The sequence below is a fragment of the Enterobacter sp. WI-ESBL-E8 genome (assembly GCF_053364895.1).
In genome coordinates this window covers 1,191,950-1,212,669 of sequence record NZ_JBRWXJ010000001.1, presented here as the reverse complement: position 1 = coordinate 1,212,669, position 20,720 = coordinate 1,191,950, and the positions used below count along the sequence as shown (strand labels likewise).

17 protein-coding genes and 2 tRNA genes are annotated in these 20,720 nt (G+C 54.0%); 6 read left to right on the top strand and 13 right to left on the bottom strand.

The window, feature by feature from the left end:
- Positions 1-16: 16 nt before the first annotated feature.
- The 3 genes from ACWHWP_RS05755 to ACWHWP_RS05745 all read right to left on the bottom strand — a co-directional run bounded on the left by ACWHWP_RS05755 (position 17) and on the right by ACWHWP_RS05745 (position 3,610).
- On the bottom strand, positions 17-2,203 hold the full coding sequence (locus ACWHWP_RS05755) for a TonB-dependent receptor (protein WP_447855209.1): 2,187 nt from the start codon (positions 2,201-2,203) through the stop codon (positions 17-19).
- A 164-nt stretch (positions 2,204-2,367) separates the two neighbouring features.
- On the bottom strand, positions 2,368-2,832 hold the full coding sequence (locus ACWHWP_RS05750; RefSeq protein ID WP_139154515.1) for a hypothetical protein: 465 nt from the start codon (positions 2,830-2,832) through the stop codon (positions 2,368-2,370).
- Entirely contained in the window at positions 2,819-3,610 is a 792-nt protein-coding gene (locus tag ACWHWP_RS05745; RefSeq protein WP_447855208.1) for a winged helix-turn-helix domain-containing protein, read from the bottom strand. The genes ACWHWP_RS05750 and ACWHWP_RS05745 overlap by 14 nt, the downstream gene beginning before the upstream one ends.
- A gap of 569 nt (positions 3,611-4,179) precedes the next feature.
- Between ACWHWP_RS05745 and ACWHWP_RS05740 the strand changes: the two genes are divergently transcribed.
- The 3 genes from ACWHWP_RS05740 (at position 4,180) to ACWHWP_RS05730 (ending at position 7,603) form a co-directional block, all read left to right on the top strand.
- Positions 4,180-4,620, top strand: a complete 441-nt coding sequence (locus ACWHWP_RS05740; RefSeq protein ID WP_447855207.1) for a winged helix-turn-helix domain-containing protein — start codon at positions 4,180-4,182, stop codon at positions 4,618-4,620.
- Between the two features lie 128 nt (positions 4,621-4,748).
- The gene (locus ACWHWP_RS05735) at positions 4,749-6,686 is read left to right on the top strand and encodes a methyl-accepting chemotaxis protein (RefSeq protein ID WP_447855206.1); all 1,938 of its coding nucleotides are present in this window, start codon (positions 4,749-4,751) and stop codon (positions 6,684-6,686) included.
- A gap of 53 nt (positions 6,687-6,739) precedes the next feature.
- Complete coding sequence (locus ACWHWP_RS05730) at positions 6,740-7,603, top strand: EAL domain-containing protein (protein WP_447855205.1); 864 nt, start codon at positions 6,740-6,742, stop codon at positions 7,601-7,603.
- A gap of 2 nt (positions 7,604-7,605) precedes the next feature.
- Here ACWHWP_RS05730 and yahO read toward each other — a convergent pair whose 3' ends face one another.
- The 7 genes from yahO to ACWHWP_RS05695 form a co-directional block, all read right to left on the bottom strand.
- A complete protein-coding gene (gene yahO, locus ACWHWP_RS05725) occupies positions 7,606-7,881 on the bottom strand; it encodes a DUF1471 family periplasmic protein YahO (RefSeq protein ID WP_023310654.1) in 276 nt (91 codons plus the stop codon).
- A gap of 148 nt (positions 7,882-8,029) precedes the next feature.
- Positions 8,030-9,061: an ABC transporter ATP-binding protein gene (locus ACWHWP_RS05720; protein WP_447855204.1), complete on the bottom strand. Its 1,032-nt coding sequence runs from the start codon at positions 9,059-9,061 to the stop codon at positions 8,030-8,032.
- A 1-nt stretch (position 9,062) separates the two neighbouring features.
- Positions 9,063-10,637 carry an ABC transporter permease gene (locus tag ACWHWP_RS05715; RefSeq protein ID WP_063429328.1) on the bottom strand — a complete coding sequence of 525 codons (1,575 nt, stop codon included), beginning with the start codon at positions 10,635-10,637 and terminating at the stop codon, positions 9,063-9,065.
- A 24-nt stretch (positions 10,638-10,661) separates the two neighbouring features.
- Positions 10,662-11,678 (bottom strand): iron ABC transporter substrate-binding protein, encoded by a 1,017-nt coding sequence (locus ACWHWP_RS05710; protein WP_063429326.1) that lies wholly within the window; start codon positions 11,676-11,678, stop codon positions 10,662-10,664.
- Positions 11,679-12,034: 356 nt separating this feature from the next.
- Complete coding sequence (locus tag ACWHWP_RS05705) at positions 12,035-12,865, bottom strand: CPBP family intramembrane glutamic endopeptidase (protein WP_447855203.1); 831 nt, start codon at positions 12,863-12,865, stop codon at positions 12,035-12,037.
- A 79-nt stretch (positions 12,866-12,944) separates the two neighbouring features.
- A tRNA-Thr gene (locus ACWHWP_RS05700) sits at positions 12,945-13,020 on the bottom strand.
- Between the two features lie 277 nt (positions 13,021-13,297).
- Positions 13,298-13,374: transfer RNA gene (locus ACWHWP_RS05695), tRNA-Arg, on the bottom strand.
- Positions 13,375-13,653: 279 nt separating this feature from the next.
- Here ACWHWP_RS05695 and ACWHWP_RS05690 point away from each other — a divergent pair.
- The 3 genes from ACWHWP_RS05690 to fimZ all read left to right on the top strand — a co-directional run bounded on the left by ACWHWP_RS05690 (position 13,654) and on the right by fimZ (position 16,538).
- Positions 13,654-14,352, top strand: coding sequence for an EAL domain-containing protein (locus ACWHWP_RS05690; RefSeq protein ID WP_447855202.1), 699 nt, complete (start codon positions 13,654-13,656; stop codon positions 14,350-14,352).
- A gap of 24 nt (positions 14,353-14,376) precedes the next feature.
- Complete coding sequence (locus ACWHWP_RS05685) at positions 14,377-15,093, top strand: helix-turn-helix transcriptional regulator (protein WP_059312321.1); 717 nt, start codon at positions 14,377-14,379, stop codon at positions 15,091-15,093.
- Between the two features lie 812 nt (positions 15,094-15,905).
- On the top strand, positions 15,906-16,538 hold the full coding sequence (fimZ, locus tag ACWHWP_RS05680) for a fimbria biosynthesis transcriptional regulator FimZ (protein ID WP_059312322.1): 633 nt from the start codon (positions 15,906-15,908) through the stop codon (positions 16,536-16,538).
- 51 nt (positions 16,539-16,589) lie between these two features.
- On the opposite strand, the gene sfmF is transcribed toward fimZ, so the two are convergent.
- Genes sfmF through ACWHWP_RS05665 form a run of 3 tightly spaced genes read right to left on the bottom strand, consistent with a single transcriptional unit; the run spans position 16,590 to position 20,706 of the window.
- Positions 16,590-17,114, bottom strand: a complete 525-nt coding sequence (gene sfmF, locus ACWHWP_RS05675; protein ID WP_059312323.1) for a fimbria assembly protein — start codon at positions 17,112-17,114, stop codon at positions 16,590-16,592.
- A 9-nt stretch (positions 17,115-17,123) separates the two neighbouring features.
- On the bottom strand, positions 17,124-18,128 hold the full coding sequence (fimH, locus tag ACWHWP_RS05670) for a type 1 fimbria D-mannose specific adhesin FimH (protein WP_047347215.1): 1,005 nt from the start codon (positions 18,126-18,128) through the stop codon (positions 17,124-17,126).
- Positions 18,129-18,141: 13 nt separating this feature from the next.
- The gene (locus ACWHWP_RS05665) at positions 18,142-20,706 is read right to left on the bottom strand and encodes a fimbrial biogenesis usher protein (RefSeq protein ID WP_447855201.1); all 2,565 of its coding nucleotides are present in this window, start codon (positions 20,704-20,706) and stop codon (positions 18,142-18,144) included.
- Positions 20,707-20,720: the final 14 nt, after the last annotated feature.

Below are 20,720 nucleotides of genomic sequence, written 5' to 3'. Positions count from 1 at the left end.
TAACGAGATGGAACGCTTAGAACTCGTAGCCAACCGAGACCTTAAAGGTCCGCGGTTCACCCTGAGTGATGTAGGTACCGGAATCGTCCACGCTGGCCCAGTCGTTTTCGTTGGTCACGTTGTCGATGCCCGCGCGAACCGTCATCTGGTTTTCATTGTGGTTCACCGCGAAGCGATAGCGCATGCCCAGATCCAGCGTGGTATAGCTGTCGAGCTTTTTGCTGTTCGCGAGGTCGGCATACTGCGTGCCGGAGTGGTTCACGCGCGCGGTCGCGGTCAGGCCGTCGATCGGTTTAATGTCATATTCCGCACCCAGCACGGCGTAGAAGTTCGGGACGCCGATCGCGTCATTACCCTGGTTGAGACCGTTGTTGGTTTTGGTCAGCTCCGCCTGTAGCCAGGTGGCGCTGGCGTTGAGGCGCATCCCCAGCATCGGCTCGCCGAACACATTCAGCTCAACGCCACGGTTGCGCTGCTCGGCGTCCAGGCCGTAATGCTTTGTCTGGCTGTCGAGAATAGCGGACGGCATTTTGATTTCGAACAGCGCCAGAGAGCCGCCCACGCGGCCGAAGTCGGCCTTCACGCCCACTTCGTTCTGCTTAGAGTGAACGATACCGGTGCTCTGCCCGTAATTAGTGGCGGTGTCAGGCGCGTTTTTACCCGGCTGCAGCGCTTCAGTATGGTTAGCATAGAGGGAGATTTGCTCCCACGGCTTGTAGACCACGCCGTAGGTTGGCATCCAGCGGCTGCCGTCGAAGCCGTCCGCATCGTTTTCCGCACCGGTAATTTTGTTATACCCGCGGATGACCACTTTCTGGTGGCGCGCCCCGGCGGTGAACAGCAGCTTATCGTCCAGTACACCCAGCGTATCGCTCAGCAGCCAGCCCTGGGTGCGGGTGCGTCCGCTGGTCAGCGGATCGCTGTACTTTCCGCCAGAGCCGTTGAAGTTGCTGCTGTCCGGCATATCAACGCCGGTGTTGTGGTAGATGTTGGTCGTCGGGTTATCCTTCGCTGCCGACATCTTCCACGCGATTTTTTCGTTTTTCGTCATCGCCGAATAGCCGACGTTCACCTTATGCGACACGAAGCCGGTAGTAAAATTACCGCGAATGCCCGCCATCCCGCTGACGGCGTCGCTGATGCGGTTGGTGTCGAGACGGCTGACCGTCGCCTTGCCGCTCTTATCGACCAGCTTCGGTGCGCTGTAGGTGCCTTCCTCGTGCGCGTGCTGCGCCCCCAGGCCGGTATAGACCGTCCAGCTGTCGCTGATGTCGTACTCGCTGCGCCACATCCCGAACTCGTTTTCGATATTGCTGTAGGCCCACTTCTGCGAGATGTTGCGATCGTTTTTCGGCGGCTCGGGCACGAAGTCCACCGCCGAAATATTGACGCTGGTCGGGCTGCCGTGGAAGGTTTTCTTCTGATAGCCGAGATCCAGCGAGGTGCGCAAGCGGTCGCCTTTGTAATCGAGACCGGTGGAGAGCAGCGTGGTGCGGCGGCGATCGTTCGGTATGCCGGTTTCCCCTTCGCGGTGCACCAGGTTCACCCGTGCGCCAAACTGATCGCTGTCGCCATAGCGACGGCCCGCATCCAGCGTGGTGCCAATCTGAGAATCCGAGGTGTAGTCGACCCCGACTTTCGCCTGCGGAAGTTCGCCCGCGTGTTTTGGCTCAAGGTTGATCATTCCGCCCACGCCGGAGCTCGCCGCGCCGTTCATCAGGGCGTTTGCCCCTTTGAAGATCTCAATGCGATCGACCATCTGGGCATCCACCACCTGGCGCGGCAGGACGCCGGACAGGCCGCCAAAGGTCATGTCGTCGCCGTCAAACTTCAGGCCGCGGATGCGGTACGTTTCCGCGCTGTTGCCGTAGCCCTGAACGAATTGTACGCCCGCGTCGTTGGCAACAACGTCCGCAATGGTTTTCGCCTGCTGGTCTTCCACCAGCTTCGAGGTGTAGCTGATGATGTTGAACGGCACATCCATGGCGTTCTGCTGGCCGAGCATCCCCATACGCCCGCCGTTCGCCACCTGTCCGTCAAGGAAGGCCGGCACAGGCTGGTCGCCGCCGGGTTTAAAATCGCCGGCGGGTGCAGACTGCACAACAATGGTGTCTTCTTTTTTTCCATCCGCCGCGTAGGCGGAATGTGTCACCGCGCCAACGGCGAGCGCCAGCAGCGTTTTGTGTAATTTGGTGTTGTTCATCGTTAACTCATTCGAAAGTGCGCGCAAAAATGGCCCGTTGTCGGACCTTGGAAGTATTGGTTGCAATGCAAATGAGAACTATACGCATTATCCTTGAGTGTTCAAGCATTAGCATACTTCACCCCCAAGCGAGATAGGGGGCAAGAAGATGGAGGCACTCTCTTTCAGCTTTTTGAACAGTAAAACGCTGGCGAATTTCCGAAGCTAAACAGGTAGCCAGAAGCGTTCACCGGAACAATGCCAAGACTGATACCGCGGTCGCGATAATAGAAAAAATCGGGAATATAATGACGAAAGGGTTCATCTTTTTTGGGTAGCGCGTTCGTCTCGCTGGAAACCAAAATGACCCGATCCTCCTCATACCAATATTTAAAGTTAATCTTGTTGCTAATGATAAGAGGCTGCTGACCTGCCTGACTATATTCACCGGTTGAATCGTACGTGCCCGAGCCATGATGAAAAGAAAAGGTCATGAGAGAATCGACTCTTGAATCGCCATCGACTATCGTCAAATGACTCTCGCAGGTAAAATTATTTCGCTGATAATGAAGGTAGGCTGCATAGAATAAAGGTGCAGCAATAGTCAGACTAATAATCCCCCAGCGTACAACCTGACTATTCAGCTTCATGATATTGCTCCAGGTACATGATGGAATCACAGCGCGCACCGGCAACGTTGGGTAGCCTGTCACACACAAGTACCGAAATACCATTCTGAAAACGATTTAACGTCATCAGAGCAACGCCCCCGGGACTACACTGAACGGGATAACGTTTGTCCAGGCCTGTATAAATACGCTGGCTTTTATTCTTATCATGCCAGGACGAATAGACATCACAGCCGTTAATTTTGCCAATGGAAAGATATTCTTCCAGCCCAGCGCTCCGGGCGTTAATTTCATGAATGAGCGCCAGACAAGAAACAATAAATAATAACCCCACCAGAGCCCCGGCGATTTTACTGCGAAAAAAAAGAACGCTATGATTAACCGAAGGTGAAAATTCGCGCCCGGCATCAGGGAACGTTTCAACAGGCTCTAAGGCCGCGGGCGTAATAAAATCATCGAGCGTACCCGTCTCAATATGAGCGACCGACTTAAACCCCTCCTTTGGCACCGTCTGGACCATATTTTCTGCCAGACCAACCGTCTTTAGCGCTTTACGGATAGAGGCTATGGTCTGATAAAGCGCATTGGTTGTAACGACAGCGCCCTGTTTTTCCCATACAGCAGCAAAAAGGTCACGTTGTGACATCACCTGCCCATTGTGCTCGAGCAGCTGCAGCAGGCACTCGCTAACGGGAGCATGCAAGACGACGGCACGCTCGGGATAATTGGCCAGCAGATAAAGCCGGCGCTTTTCCGGCTCGAAAAGGACCGAGTGATTAATCAGGAAAACGGGTTTCATGACGCGCCTGCGGCGAGAAGAGAACGATAAAGTGCATTCATCATTGGTATGTTTTCGCGTCCGTTTACTTTTTCTGATTCAGGTTTTAATAAATATTTATCAATAAGTTAGAAACAAAAACCGCTTTTACGCACCGGATTTTACCCGGCGGTAACCTCCGCCTGTTCAGTATAAATCATATAACTTCATTCCTCTTTTTTACTGAAAAATCCTAATCTCATACTCATCTGGCTGCCCCTTACGAGGCTTGAGGTTGCGCGGAGCATCCAGAATAAAAAACTGAAATTTTCCTAAAATTCGCGTTTTAATGTTGAGTCATCATTGAATTATCGTGATTTAGAATAAAAACGAAAAAATTAATTAAATTTAAGAGTTTTATGCTGAGAATATTACTTTAATCGACTATTGTGCCATGCCGGGGGGATGTACAACCGGTTTCTCATAGCGCACAGGGATGTGTATTGGAAAGCATTCATAGCAGCCATATAATCCACCACATAAACGGTATGGATTATCTCAGCGCTTATATGTAGTGATGCTGTTCGTCTTCATTTATATGGGTTTTAGTTATGGGTTATCGTCTATACGGATTTATGATCGGTAATGACATTCATTTCGATATTACCAATCGGAGGCTGTATCGGCTTACCGGCAGTCTTAATGATAACAGCATCGCTTTTGCATCAATTTATTTCAATGAAACGATGCTAAGACTTTTTCTATATTTGATGATTAATGGTCGAAAAGCGCCCATTACGAAAGAAGAGTTGTTTGAAGAAATCTGGGAGGCCCATAACCTGAGCCCTTCCACACAGCGATTATGGCAGGTCCTGCACAATCTCAAGAATAAGCTGAAGCTTTTAGGCTTACCCGACGATTTTATTCGCAATATTAAAGGGTGCGGTTACATTATTACTTATCAGAATGTAATCCCCGTTTATTGCAGGATAAGTGAACTCCCCGCTCATCCTGTTAAAAAAGAGGAGAAGACAGATACCCTGAGTGAGTGATGTCAACCCAGGTGTTTGCCCTGAGCGCTGGTGCGCGAGGGGCTTTTTTTTCTCTCCTGTTTAAGAAACATTTTCCGTTAATGATTTTAAAGCACTGTGAGTCGGCCCCGCTGACGCTGGAATTATATATGAGCATAATTAACCGCTTTACCGATTTAAAAGTGAGTAAGAAATTATTCTTTGGTTTTTTTACCGTCCTGCTCGTGACGATTATTATTCTGGGGGCCGGGTTGCTTGGCCTGACCAGCATCCAGGATAAGGTTGAAAAGAACGGACATACGACAGCGCTCTTTAACGCGCTGTCGCAGGTCCGCCTGGGCCGAACCAATTTTCAATATACACTCGATCCAAAGTTCCTCGACCAGATCAATGCGGGTACCCAGCGCATGCAGGGCATTGTTTCTGAGATGGAAACCTTCAACTGGTCGCCAGAAGGGAAAAAAGCCCTCGACGATACGGCAAATGCCGTCACGAGCTATATAGCCACGCTGGTTCCGTTTACCCAATCGCTTTCAGAAAAGAAACTCAGCGAACAAAAACTGAATACACAGAGGCTATGCGATAACTCAGAACTGGCGTCAAAACTTAGCCGAAACGGCAGCCTTGATGCCCAGCATTCGCTTATCGCTGCTCAGATCGCGTTTATCATGAGTGATATTGATTCACAGGTCACCCTTTATAAAGAGCACCCGACGGAGGCGTTAATTCGGGAGATCCTGACGCGTATTGAGACAGCGAGGGCTTACACGGGGCAGCTGCTCGCCGTTGCGTCTGAAGACCAAAAAGCCTGGCTGCAGTCCGGCCTCAACACGATTAATAACGTGGCCGAAGCAATGTCGAATTATAAAACCGTCTGGACACAGCAGGCTACCCTCTCCGATACCTTAACCGGAAAGGCATCGACCCTGACGCATGCCATTCAGATGCTATTTGACATGCAGCAGAAAAAAGTGGCCGATACGGTAGATAGCGTACAGATACAGATGGCTATCGTCGCCGCGATTGGGATTGCGCTCGGTATCCTTATGGCAATGGGTATTACCCTTTCCATCACCCGTCCGCTGAATGAGACCCTGCGCGTAGCGGAGCAGATCGCCAGTGGAGACCTGACAAGCACGCTGACCAGCACCCGCCGCGATGAGCCCGGACTGTTGATGCAGGCTGTCGCCACCATGAACGCCAATCTTAAGAACATCATTAATGACGTTCGCGATGGCGTAGAGAGCGTCGCGCGCTCTTCTACTGAAATTGCGGCTGGCAATATGGATCTGTCGGCGCGAACCGAGCAGCAGTCTGCTGCCGTTGTCGAAACCGCCGCCAGCATGGAAGAGTTGACCTCTACCGTTGCGCACAACGCGGAAAACGCTACTCATGCCAGGCAGTTAGCCGATGAAGCGGCGCAAAACGCCACCGAAGGAAGCCAGATTTCACTGCAGGTGATCGATACCATGAAAAATGTGCGCAGCAGTTCGCACCGTATTTCTGAGATCACCACCGTGATTAACAGCATTGCCTTCCAGACCAATATCCTGGCGCTGAACGCCGCCGTTGAAGCTGCCCGTGCGGGCGACCAGGGTAAGGGCTTCGCCGTGGTCGCCGCGGAAGTCCGAACGCTTGCCCAGCGCAGCGCGCAGTCGGCGAAGGAGATTGAAAACCTGATCAACGAGTCCGTATCGCATGTAGACACCGGGTTTAGCCTGGTTGAAAGCGCCGGCGATGCGATGACAAAAATCGAAACATCCGTAGCGCAAGTTCGCGACATCATGAATGAAATTGCTGCCGCCACTGAAGAACAGAGCCGCGGCATTTCCCAGATTGCACAGGCAATGGCAGAAATGGACACCACCACCCAGCAGAACGCAGCCCTGGTGGAAGAGTCGTCGGCGGCGGCGAGCTCACTGGAAGATCAGGCTGTACAGCTGGAAAAGGTGGTATCGGTTTTTCGCGTCTCCAAAGAGAGCGCCCCACGCACTGAAAAACGTCGTTCACACGGCGCGAGTGTTGCCACCGTTGTTGCGATGAAGCGTCCCACACATAACGACCAGGATGACTGGGTCAAATTCTGATGACTGCCGTGCGGTAGTCCCCATGGCTACCGCACGCTAAAGGACTCGCGAGAATGACAACACCTAAACGCCCCCCAGGATTCCTCTCCGGCATACGCTCACTGATGACGCCGTTTTTCGCACACGTCACGGCAAGAACGCTGGTTGAGGCTATCGCTCAGCACCAGATCGTGCCGGTTTATCAGCCCTTTTACGACAGCCAGACGGGGCGGATGGCGGGAATTGAGGTACTCGCCAGATGGAAGCACCCGCTTTACGGCAACGTCGCGCCGGATACCTTCATTCCCCTCGCGGAGAAGCACAGCCTCATTGCTATGCTGACGCATCATCTGATTCAGCAGGTCATTACCGATCTTCAGCATCAGATCCATCTTTTTCCTGAGGGGCTTTACGTCAGCCTGAACCTGAGCCCCTCTAACTGTCTCGATCCCCATTTTGAATCAGACACCGTGGCGCTTTTACAAAAGCTTGCCACCCGCCATGTGCGGCTGATAATCGAGATTACTGAAAAACACCCGCTGCATGTCACACCGCAGTTAAGCGAGTGGTTTGCGGCGCTGCGGCGATTGCCCATTTCACTTGCGCTGGACGACTTTGGAACAGGGTATTCCAATCTTGCCTATATCCACGCTCTGGCTCCTGAGTACATCAAAATAGACAGGCTGTTTGTCAGCCAGATAGGAGAACATGGCGATACACGTCTTATGGAGAGCCTGATTGAACTGGCTAAAAAGATGGATCTGCGTATTATCGCCGAGGGTGTTGAAACCCAACATCAGGCGGACTATCTACGGCTCAACAGGTGTGATTTCTTACAGGGATACTACTTCTGCCGTCCGGTTCAAGCTGATGAGCTCATCAGGATAGCTAACCAGGAGGAGCGAACAACCACCCCAACCGAGGGGTGGATGCAATGACATTATTTTTTCTTGTAAATATTGGCCGTACCGTGAATTTTATTGTTGGTATTCCCGGAAGTAAGCACCAGGACATCCGCGCCTTTTTTATCGGCTTTTTCAATCAGTTCTTTTTTTGCATCATCAACCGATACCTCATTTGAGGTGTTTACCGTACCGATTTTTTTATACTGAGACGCAACCTTCTTGAACTCGCTTTTAGTGAGCAGCTGTGCAGCAAAAGCATTGGTCGTAAACAGTAACGCCGTTCCCAACAAAATAGCAGTCGTCTTTTTCATAACCTTTTTCCTTGAGATTAATCAGCAACTACAAAAAACCTCACTCGTATGGTGAGGTTTTATGAGCATGGTAGAGAATCTGAGGAAATGCCATACGTTCGGGAAAATTCTTTTATAACAACCCGTTGCATGAAATTACTAACGGATATTAAGAATATTCGAATACCCGCGCGGTGCCAGCAATATCAATACGTACCGCGGTGCCCGGGTTCCAGCCAGGCTGGCTTACGGTCTTCAGAATCACAGGCTGTTGCTCTCCGGCTAACGCAAGGGTGAGCGTCGACAGCTGGCCGGTGAAGTCCACATCAAGAATCGAGATTGGGCTTTCATGCGAGGCACATGCCGTCACGCTCAGCTGCTCTGGCCGCAGCATAACCTTGCCCTGCCCTGTCGCATGGGCGTTATCCGTAGGCACTTCGCCCAGCGCGCACACGGCGTAGCCCGCGGTGAGCTCTGCAGGCAGGATCAGCGCATCGCCAAGAAACAGCGCCGTCTCTTCATCAACGGGACGGGTGTAGACGTCATAAGGCGTCCCGACCTGGGTGAAGCGCCCGGAACGCATGACCGCGACCTGCGTGGCAAAGGACAACGCTTCGTTCTGATCGTGGGTGACCAGAATCGAGGCCACGCCCGCTTCAGCCAGCAGATCGGCCGTGGCTTTACGGGTCATGGCGCGCAGGCCGGTGTCCAGCGCCGAGAAAGGTTCATCCAGCAGCATCAGTGAAGGACGCTGGGCCAGCGCGCGGGCAAGGGCCACGCGCTGCTGCTGACCGCCGGAAATCTCATGGGGCCAGTGCGTCGCGAGCTGCCTGTCCAGAGAGACCATCTCCATCAGCGCCTCAACGCGCTGGCGCTTCTCGTGGCGGGTACCGTCCAGCCCCCAGGCAATGTTGTCTGCCACATTGAGGTGCGGGAACAGCGCGCCCTCCTGAGGAACAAAACCGATCCGGCGCAGGTGGGCGGGAACAAAGTTGTTTTCATCAAACAGCGTTCTCCCCTGCATGACAATGCGCCCCGTGTCGGGCGTTTCAAAACCGGCAAGAATACGCAGCAAAGTGGTTTTACCCGACCCGGATGGCCCGACAATCGCCGTCCTGCTCCCCGGCGCAACGCTCAGGTTTAAGCTGTCGAGCACCTGCACGTCAGAAAACGATTTAGAAATGGCGGTTAATTCAAGCATGTCATAGCCCTGCAATTTTCTTCGACTGCATATAGAGAATGGCGGTCAGCGGGAGTGAAATCAGGATCATCAGCATCGCGTATGGCGCGGCAGCCACATAGTCAATTTCACTGGTCAGCGCCCAGAATCCGGTGGAGAGCGTGCGCGTTCCCAGCGGGGAGAGCAGCAGGGTGGCGGTCAGCTCGTTGCTGACGCCAAGGAACACCAGCGCGGCTCCCGCCGCCGCACCCGGCGCGGCCAGCCGCATCGTGACGCTCCAGAGCGCCTTCGCCGGCGTGCTGCCCAGGCTGCGCGCCACGTTTTCAAGCTCGACCGGCGCCTGCGCAATCCCCGCCCGCAGGTTGATGAGCGCACGGGGCATAAACATCAGCAGGTAGGCAAGGAACAGGGTAATTTCCGTCTGGTAAATGGGACGGGCGTAATGAATGGTGACGGTGACCAGGGCGAGCGCCGTGACAATGCCCGGCAGCGAGCTGGTGATATAAATGCACCCTTCCAGCATCCGGAAAATGCGGTGCGGGTAGCGAATGCCGAGCCACGCGATGGGGATCACGCATGCCGTCGTGAGCAGGGCTCCGCCCACGCCGAGCATCAGCGTCTGGCGCAGCGAGTGCCAGAGATCGGCGCTCATCCAGTTTTGCACGCCGCCGAGCCAAATCCAGCGGCACAGAACAATTAACGGCACGCCCAGCGCCAGCACGATCAGCACGATGAAAAACAGCTGACCCAGCGCGGCGGCCGCAGGCTTCAGCGGCCAGCGTTTCTGCTCGCGCGCGGCCCCGGCACCAATGCGCGCGTAGCGCGCTTTTCCGCGCGTCACGCCTTCCAGCACCAGGATAGCCAGGCAGCACAGGGCCAGCACGCCCGCCAGCATGTTCGCTGCCGGGCCGCTGAAGGTTGACTGGAACTGGTCATAAATCGCCGTGGTGAAGGTATCAAAGCGGATCATCACGTACAGGCCATATTCCGCCAGCAGGTGCAGCGCCACCAGCAGCGCGCCGCCGCAGATAGCCAGCTTGAGCTGCGGCAACACCACGCGGAAAAAGACCCGCCACGGCGGAGTGCCGAGCGACGCGGCAACGTCCTCAAGCGTCGGGTCAAGGCGGCGCAGCACCGCCGCAACCGGCATGTAGATAAACGGATAGTAGGCAAGAACGGAGAGGAACACGCCCGCGGAAAGCCCGTGCATTGACGGGACAACGCTCACCCAGGCATAGCTTTGCACAAACGCCGGGATCGCCAGCGGGGCGACCGCCAGCGCAGACCAGATCCCCCGCCCGGCAAGCTGCGTGCGCTCGGTGAGCCAGGCTATGGCTACGCCCGTCACGATACAGAGCGGCACCGCTAAAGCCGTCAGCCACAGCGTGTTGCTGAGCAACTCAGCCACGCGCGGGCGGAACACCAGCGCCTTAATGGTTTCCCAACCCGTCTCAATGCCAATGGCAATGATAAAGCCCAAAGGCAGAAGCGCCATCAATGAAAACAATACAGCTAACGCAACCATCGGCAGTGCAGGACGCCTGCGGGCAGGCTCCTGCACTCTGTTTTTTCCGATGTCGAGACTCAGACCAGACATAAGACCTTCACTTCACTCTCAGGATCACAGCAGGCCGGCCTGCGTCATCAGCTCGATCACTTTTTTACTGTTGAGCGATGAAGGTTCAACTTTCGGCGCATCAAGATCCTTCAGCGGAACCAGTTTCGGGTTTGAGGCCGCGTTCACGCCCACGGCGTATTCGAAGGCATTGTTGGTACGCAGGCTTTCCTGACCTTCTTTACCGGTAATGTATTTGATGAAGGCCTGCGCCTGCGCTTTGTGTTTGCTGGACGCCAGCACGCCGCCGCCAGAGAGGCTAACAAACGCGCCCGGATCCTGGTGTTTGAAGTAGTAGAGTTGGGTGTTTTTGCTGTTTTCGCCCGTTTTGGACTGATCGACAAAGCGGTAGTAGTGATAAATGACGCCGCCATCAATCTGGCCGGCATTGACCGCCTTCATCACGGTGCTGTTGCCTTTATAGGCAACGAAATTGGCTTTCATCGCCTTGAGCCATTCCAGGGTAGCCTGCTCGCCTTTCAGGGCCAGCATTGCGCTCACGATGGCCTGGAAATCCGCGCCTGACGGTGATGCCGCCCAGCGGCCTTTCCACTCCGGTTTTGCCAGGTCCATCAGCGATTTTGGCAGCTGCTGTTCACTCAGTTTTTCCGGGTTGTAGACAAACACCGTGCTGCGGGCAGCGATGCCAATCCAGCGACCGTGCGCCGGACGATATTCTGCCGGTACCTGCTTCAGGGTGTCTGCATCCAGCGGCGCAAACAGGTTGGCGTTATCCACCAGCACCATCGACGGCGAGTTCTCGGTCAGGAAGACGTCCGCCGGGGATGCGCTACCTTCCTGAACCAGCTGGTTACCCAGCTCGCTGTCATCGCCGTTACGCAATGTCACTTTGATGCCGGTTTCTTTGGTAAAACCGTCAACCCACGACTTCACCAGGTTTTCATGCTGCGCGTTATAAACAACGATACCTTCGCTGTTATCGGCAGCAACCGACTGTGTGGAAAGGAAAAGTGATGAAGACAACAAGGCAAGCGAGAAGCAGGACAGCAGGCGAGAATTCATGAACATATCCTTAATAGACCAACGGGAGTAACTACTCATAGCTTTGTGGGACAGGATTAAAGCATACAACAACGCTAATGATAATTAGTATCAATCGAGTTTAAACGTAAAAGTGTAAAATTTCTTTATTGCGGAGTTTGAAATGATAAAAATCCAGATTTAAATCCGGGATAATATTTAGATTAAGAAAACCTTAAGCCTCCCTGCAATGAAATTCATTAGCCTTCTATTCATTCTACCGCGAAGTAAAATTTTTTATTTAAGCGCCCAGCATATATAAAAAAGCCCCGATATTTCGGGGCTTTTTATGTTTATCCAGAAGGAGCCAAATTATTAGACTACTATTTAAAAACGCATCACATCGCCGCGTGGGGGGCATACATCGGATAGGTGAAGAACAGTAAATGCACGCAGTTCAGCCCAAAATGGAATAACGTTGCAACCCAGAGCCTGCCGCTCCACATCCACGCCAGGCCGTAAATAATGCCGGAGAGGCTGGCAAAAATAATCAGCAGTAAACCGCCGCTGTAATGCATCAGCCCAAAGATGACTGAGGCAATCAGCAGCGCGGCAACAGGATGAATAATCCGGGACAAGCGCTGCTGCAGGTAGCCTCTGAACAAAGCTTCCTCGGCCAAAGAGACGAAGAAAATATTCGCAAGGGCAAATTGAGCGAACCATTCTGGCGCATGCATCTCAATTCTCAGCCCGCCCAACGCAACAGCCAAAAGTAACAGCGCGGGTATCGCAAGAACCAATATTCCCCAGCCAATCTTGCCCGCTTTATAGAGGGGTTTTGCTACGAATAGCGTTGGCATGCACGTAATTAAAAAGAACGGCACCACGGCCTTGTCCATATTAAAGTACATGCTGAACGGTATACTTTGCGGACCAACAACGACGGCATCCAGCACTTTGGGGTTATGGAAGCCCGGGAGCACATGCATCACCAGGGCAACGGCGATGACCACGCACAGGCCTTCGACCAGATAAGTATATTTATTATTTTTATTACGTAGCCATTCAACAACAGACCAGCCAATAACGATTGATGCAATCACCAGCAGCGCCGGGGCGTCCAGAACGCCCTGTTTCCAGCCGAGAAATGCCGTTAACCCCAGCAACAGGTAGGCCAGGCTTTTATTAAGGGAAAGTGCGGCAAGCGAAGTTGCGAGTAGATACCACATATTTGTCCTTCATGACCGGTATATACAACAGTGAAAAGGCATGTCGTGCCGGAGGCATCCCGCGGGGAAGCCATAAATATGGTGCCGACTACCGGAATCGAACTGGTGACCTACTGATTACAAGTCAGTTGCTCTACCTACTGAGCTAAGTCGGCGTTGGTCCGCCACCGGAGCCTCGAACCCCGTACTACAACATCCTGGTTGTCGCTCTTCCCGATGAGCTAGTGGCGGTATGGTGGCCCTGGCTGGAACGATGCCAATGGCCGGCCGATGATGGAACAAACGTTCTCACCGACAGGCTCCCGGGCCGGGTGCAGAATGATACACATCTGGAATTAACCATGCAAATCCGACGGTTAAAATCAGGCACAGGGATCGGTAGCGGTTGGTCGGTCAGGGGAAGAATGGGCTGGATTACACGCTGAGACTAAATGGCACGCCCTGTAGGATTCGAACCTACGACCTACGGCTTAGAAGGCCGTTGCTCTATCCAACTGAGCTAAGGGCGCACTGAGAAGAGTGAACTTCGCGGCGGTGAAACGCGAAGAATTATACGGTCAATGGCAGGTGAGTCAATGCCTTTTCCGTTTTCTGGCCTGATTAGGGCTAGTTGATTGTAAATATGGCTGTTTTTTCTCCATTCCCCCGCTTTTCTCCCGTACAATTTCGTGCTGCGAAAAGGCTTAGTTGCATTTAAGTAACGCCTGCTGTTTTCCTGTACGTCAGCTCGTCACACTAGAGCCTGGTATCCCGGCCGCCTGGAGGCTGACAGACAACAGGACAATGGAGTGACAGCGCAAAACCCGATAGATTCGCCCCCCCGGTTACAGTACGTTTCTCAGGACATCGTCGGCATTAAGCTTGAGCCCATCGTCGCCCTCGCCTCCTTGCGTCAGGTGGGTGTAGAGGTTCTCAGCGTCCTGTCCGCGTCGCGGCACGCTGAGGACTTTTTTTACGATCGCTCTGCACTCTGGTCCATAACGCTGCTTGAAGCGCAGCTAGCCGCGTTAAAAAATACGCCGCGCGGTCATAACCTTTTTATTAATCTGCCGATAACCGTCCTGACGGAGCCTGCGTCTTTTCAGCGGCTTATCAGGTTGCCAGCCGCACCGCTCAATATTGAGATTGTCGACCCCGCGGCTTTTTTGGCGCTATCCGTCGCGCAGAAGCAGCGCGTCATTCAGAATCTGCTGCTGCTCAGAAAACAGGGGCACGCAATCTGGCTGGATGACGTGGATGATGTCTTAGTGCAGTCGTTTTTAGCCTGCCGACTCCCGTTAAGCGGCATCAAAATAGATAAGGAAGCATTCTGGCGTTTACGCGATACCCCTGCGCTGAGGCAACTGGTTTCCCTTTGCTTTCAGCTTGCCGGGAAAGTGCTTATCGAAGGTATTGAGACTGAACGCGATCGCACCTGGGCACAGCAGGCAGGCGCAGATCTCGGCCAGGGGTATTACTGGCCGTCCTGGACATGGCCGGAGGATTAAAGCGCCATTTCCAGGAGGGAGGCCATGCGAATGACAGTGCGCCGTTACCGGCGGCGGCGTACGGGAAGTGATGCACTGGGATTTACGCGCTCACCTTTCGCTCCCCCCTTTTTCGACCGGCTCGAATTTTTGAGCCAGTCCATCAGCCAGCCCCGCAAAACAGACGCCCCGTTTATCATTCTGGTGACGGAGGATCACTTCCTGCGCACCGGTTTTCTCAACGGCCAGTTTCCCCTGAGCAGCTGCTGCGACTTTGCCACGCTCGACGACGCCCTTGTCGCCCAGACGCAGTGGCCTTCAGCCCGTCTGGTCGTGGATATTGAAAGCCGCTCCACGGGGCTGCTGGAAAAACTGGATCAGCTGAGAAGGCATAGCCTGTTCCCGCCTTTCCTGACGCCCTGGCTGCTCGTCCGGGCCGATAATTACGACACCCGCCTCTTCTGCAAAGCGGCAGGGCCTTTTCATGTGCTCGAACGTCAGCTGAACGCCGCAGCGCTCCAGCACAGCCTGCTGGATACCAGCCCCCCGCTGGGTTCCGACAAGGACTGGTTCTCCCGCAACGAATGGCCCATCCTGCAGGAGCTCTCACGGGGCAGGACATTGCGCCAGATTGCCCTGATGCAGAATCGTCCCTACAGCCGCATTATTTATCGCCTCAGCTGCATCCTGCTGAAACTGGGGCTGAGCCATCGCCAGGAATTGCTACACCTTCTTAATAATCTTTCAGACTGCACGTTTTAACGCACGCTCTAACCCCTTATTTCCTAAAGAGGTTTAGGAAATTACTTACCATTCGCGTTGCAAAAATGTTAATTATTAACAAAAAAATCGAAATTATAACTATTCCTAATTTACGGGCTCGAACCTTGTGAAATGCCACAAATTGAATGAACGGCAGCACTTTCCTCCATCCGTTAAGTGAATGCAGATAGCGTTAACAAGATGATAATGATGTAAAAACAAGCAGCTTAGCGAGTTCCCCTGGGAGTAAAAAACGAAGCGGACAGCATGTTCTCCTGTGCAGCAAACGCTGTTCTCAAGGTCAACCGGAGCACTTTCAGATGAAGGCCTGCCGGCCTGCGAGGGCAATTTTTCGCCTGTCCGCTGCGGAGTCGCCCCCTGAAATGAGGGGTATTTCTATTAACAATTGATCAACATACAGAGATATCTGTTATTTTTTGTTATTACATAAAGATGAAAAAATGCAGTAAATGGGATAACAGGATATTTCCGCTAATTTTAAAATAATAGCGATTCAGATCCAGAACATAATACAAACCCATAAGCGGAGATTAATTTACAGGGTTTTCGGAAAAAACTTACCCTGTATAATAAGATGCGTACCAAATCTGAATAAGAAAAACCTTTTTGCCAACACCAGCCAAATGAGATGACCGCGCTGAGGCATAGTTCTTTTCATTACGTAAACAAGGATGCTTTCGCTCTTTCCAGGGAAATACTACGATATAGGGATCTGCACATTATATCCTTCCGGCATTTCGAGAGTTTTACCAAACTCTGCATAACGCTTTTAACAATCTGAGGCATTAAAAATGAAACCGGCATCCGTTATCATTATGGACGAACATCCTATCGTCAGAATGTCGATAGAAGTCCTGCTACAGAAAAATAAAAATATCGCAGTCAAGCTTAAGTCTGGCGATAGCCATGAAGTCCTTGACTGTATCCGCAATCACCCTATCGATCTGGTGATCCTTGACATTGAACTCACGGGCACGGATGCCTTCGATTTACTGAAGAGAATCAGAAACTTAAACAAGAGCATTAAGGTTCTGTTCCTCTCATCTAAATCAGAGATATTTTACGCAGGTCGCGCCATTCGCGCCGGGGCAAATGGTTTTGTCAGTAAAAGAAAAGATTTAGGTGAGATCTACAACGCCGTAGAGATGATCCTGATGGGCTATTCTTTTTTCCCGTCGGAAACGTTGAATTTTATAAACCATTCGGGTTCAGGAAAAGGAATGGCAACCGATATGCCATTATCGAATCGCGAGGTCACGGTATTACGGTATCTGGCGAATGGATTATCCAATAAGGAAATTGCTGAACAGCTACTATTAAGCAACAAGACCATTAGCGCGCACAAATCCAATATTTATTCCAAGCTGGGTGTGCAAAGTATCGTGGAATTAATTGATTACGCCAAAGCACACGAACTGCTATAACCTGAATTCACTCCCTGCAGCTTATCTGAGCTTCAGGGAGTGCGGTCAGTGCTAATTATAATTAATCATGAAGGTCGCATCTGCATCAGCCCGTCCGGGCTGAGGATTATCGGCAGTGGCGATATAATTGGCATAAAACGACAACGTTGCATTCCCCTGCGCATCAACCGAAACCGGCTGGCTGGCCTGCTGGAGAGCCAGACGCGTTTTATCCGCATCCCTGATCTCCACGGCGACACGGCTTGCTGTGCTGGCATCATTCAGTGCCAGCAAACCGCTGTTGCTGCCGTCGGCTTTACCCGAAAACGTAATGGACGCCGCCCCCGGCGGGCAGCCGGTCAGCTTCAGCGTAAACGGCATGGGCTGCGTGCGGCTCCCGGTGGAGCCGAGCTGTTTCGTCGGCCAGGTGCCCAGCGTAACGGTCTTGTCGCTATCGCTGCCCTCCGCGACGCAGGTGAAATCGACAATGTTGCCGGACATCTGAATATTGATCTCGCCCAGCGCGGTGGCTGACCACGCGTTTGCCTGAAACATCGCCAGGGCCACCGCAGTGAAATGTCCTTTCCAGTTCCGCATCTCTCCCCCTTAATCGTAATCCACGCGAAGATAGCCGCGAGAGGTGAAGCGGCCTTCTGCGGGTTTATTCCCCGTAATGCTCACCGGCCATACCCGAATCCCTACCTGCGCCTGCGCGCTGTCGTCCAGGCGGAACGGTATTTTGCTGTTCAGGTTGTTAGGCGTCAGAGGGGCACCGCTGTCGTTCGCCACCACAAAACCCAGATCGGGGTTATCGGAGATCAGCGCGTTGCCAGAGACTTTTTCCGCCTCGATGCGCATCGTCAGATAAGCGTTGGCCTCCACGTTCGTACACTTAATCGCAATGGTTTTACTCTGCGGCGAGACTTTCTGGGGACGATTACCGGCACCCGCCTGGCTGAACAGCGATGCGCCAATATCGCCAAAATCAAACTCCACCACCTGCCCGGCATTTATCGCGCAGCTCTGCGGTACCTGAATGGTACCGCTATAGCTGATGGTATACACCGGCGTATTCAGTGGGTCCGATGTCGTGGTCGTCACATACACCCGGAACATGGTTTGCTGAGGGATCACCACCATATTGATAAACCGCCGCGTGACTCTCAGGCGAAAGACCAGCTTCGAGTCGGTAACCGGAAACGCTTTGTTATTCGGAACATTAGGGTGCTGCCCCATCTGGATATAGTTGGCTGGCGGGTAGAACGTACCCGCGAAGTCATCGTGGATCTGCATTGCGCCATCCAGGTAGTCGTTCAGCTGCACATACTTATAGCTATCAATCACCGTCGTTACCGGCAGACTGGTGACGTAGCTGCGCATCGTGGACTTCCCGCTAGTTCCTTTGGGACAGATAGCATTGACGCCGACCAGCCCGGACTTTTGCGCAAGGGTCACTATTTGCCCCGGTTTGTTGTTGGAGCTGTTAAAAACGTTTGAGAGATCGTAGGAGATATCCTTCGCCACGCCAGTGGAGTTCTGGCAAACCGTTGCCCATGCGGGCATCACGCTGCAGAGCAGCGCAAAGCCCATTACGTTGCGTACAATGCGCATCTTTAGAACCTCGTTAACGATCACAGCTTGCCCCCGCCATGGTAATGGCCTGGTTCTGGCTTTCAGGCGATAAGCGATAGTGAGCGCGACACTGGGACTGCGCCCCGTCGCCCCACTGGATCAGCAGTTCGCCTTCCAGCGGCAGCCCACTCAGGTATATTTGTCCGTCATCCCCCACCATGCTGGTCACGCCGCTTTGGGTTTCACGGACCACCGCGCCGAACGGCACGGGCTGGTTGCCGCGCGTCACCGTCAGCAGGGCGCGCACGCCAATGCGGGTATCGAAGCTGGCGCGCACCAGCGCACCTTTGGTCGGCACCACGCTGCTCACGTTATTTTCGATATCGGTGTTGTTGCTCATGGTGTTGGTATCCAGCGCCACGCGGTTATAGCGGTAGACGGTGGCATACGGCATCACCGCATAGCCTCGCCAGTCGGTTCTTACGCCGGTCTGGTTTTCGACGCTAACGCCTGATGCCCCCGGGGCTTTGATCAGCACGTTGGTGTCGCCCAGCGGCTGGCTAAAGGTCACGCCGTCAGCATGGCCGACCACCCCGCCGGAGAGCTGCCAGTTGAGATCGTGCTGGTCGCGGCTGTAGTTGTAGCCCACGCCCAGCGTGCCGTAGGTCGCCTGCCAGTTGGCGCTGGCGCTCCCGCTTGAGCCGTTGGAGCTGGCGTGTCCCTGGGTCACGCTGTAGTTCAGGTTGCGATCCTCCAGCAGCGTGCCGCTGACCCCGGTCTGCCAGCTTGTGTCGCCATCGCTGTTTCGGCTGGCGGATGCCGTGGCGTAGGCCCTGTCGATGGCGCTGTCCCGGCGATAGCCCTGGCGGGTAAAGAGGCTGAACGGCACGGAAACGTTAAACGACGCGATCCGGTCAGTACCGTCGATCCCGACGGATTTGTTCCACGATAACGAAACGGAGTAGTTAACCCCCTTCACGCCACCCGCATACCCCAGCTGATACCAGAGGTTCGTCTCGTCCGTTCCCCAGTAGGTCTGCTCGCTGCCGGAGATGTACACCGAGCCGTAATCTCCCAGCGACTGAGAAACGTTGAGCTGGAAGCGGCCTTTTTTATTCCACGTCAGGTTGTGATAGCTCTGCACGTCCGGCACATCGTTATCGTCCTGGCTGTCGGCATACTGATAGCCTTCCATCGAGCGCCAGGCGACATCGTCCAGGGTATAAAACCCTTTTGTGGAGTAGCGGTAGCCCAGCAGCTGGAAGTTGGTGCCGAAGCCGTTAAGGGATTTCGCGTAGAGGAAGCGCAGAGACTGCCCTTCATGTTTGCTGTCGTCCGCGAGCTGGCTGCGGGCATGGGTGATATCAAGCGAGACCGCGCCCCAGTCGCCGAGGTTTTTACCGGCCCCGATGGCCACCGCGGTATAGCGTGACGCCAGCTGCGTCCCGCCGTAAAGCGTATAGCCGTTGGCAAGGCCGGTAATCAGGGTGCCCTGGGTGAAGAACGGCGTATCCTGATCGCTATTACCGCTGCGGTAATCCCCCGCGACGAGGTCGTACTTCCAGCGCCCTTCACGCTGCAGGAGCGGCACGGTGGAGTACGGCACGGTATAGCGCTGCGGGGAGCCGTCTTTCTCTTCGACCGTCACCTCAAGGTCACCGCTTGAGGAGGTCGGGTTGAGGTCGGTAATGGCAAATGCGCCCGGCTGCACGTAGCTTTGATAGATAACGTAGCCGTTCTGACGCACCACCACCTTGGCGGGCGTCCGGGCAATTCCGCGCACGGTCGGTGCGTAGCCCTGAAGGCTGTCCGGATACATGCTGTCCGACGAGAAGAGCCGACCGCCGCGAAAGCCCACGCTGTCGAAAACGTCATTTCCGGTATTGCTGTCGCCCAGCACCAGTTCACTTTTCAGCGGAATAACGGTGCGCTGCGCCCAGGTGCCAATATTCTGCCACTCGCTGTGCCGCTGCCCGTTATTCTGCGTGTAGCGCCACGCGCTGTTGTTACGTAAACGCCAGGCGCCGTAGTTCAACCCGCTTTGCAGGTTCAGATAGTAGCTATCGTCCTCGCTTCCCCGGTTGCCCGTGAAGCTGTAGTTCACCAGTGCGGCGGGGATGCCTTCATCCCACTGTTCAGGCGGAATGTAGCCCCGGGCGCTGTTCTGCAAAGCCACCTGCGGCAGGCTGACGTTCAAACGCTGCGAGGCAAAGTTGAACACCGTTTCGCTGCCGGGAATGGCCGTAGTCAGCGGAACGCAGGTCTCGCCCTGCACGTTAGCCAGCTCGGGAAACGCCGCGGCATTGACGCCAAAGCGGTCGAGCATCGCGCGGGTAATACACGGCGACAACCCTCCCGCCACCGGCGGCGTGTTGTCGGCCTGCTCAAAACGCACGTCCTGGGTACCGATAAACTCATCGTTACGCCAGATATCCACGCGATAAACGCCGGGTGCCTGCTGGTGTCCTTGTTCAAAACGCGACAAATCCGCCACGCTGGCGGCGTCGTCGGACAGGAAGGCCGGGTTGAAATAACTTTCGCTCCAGCCAGCCTGCGGCCAGAGCGCCGCCATCAGCGCCAGTGCAACTGGGCAGTAACGTCCCTGGTGGTTTTTCATCGCCCTAACTCTGC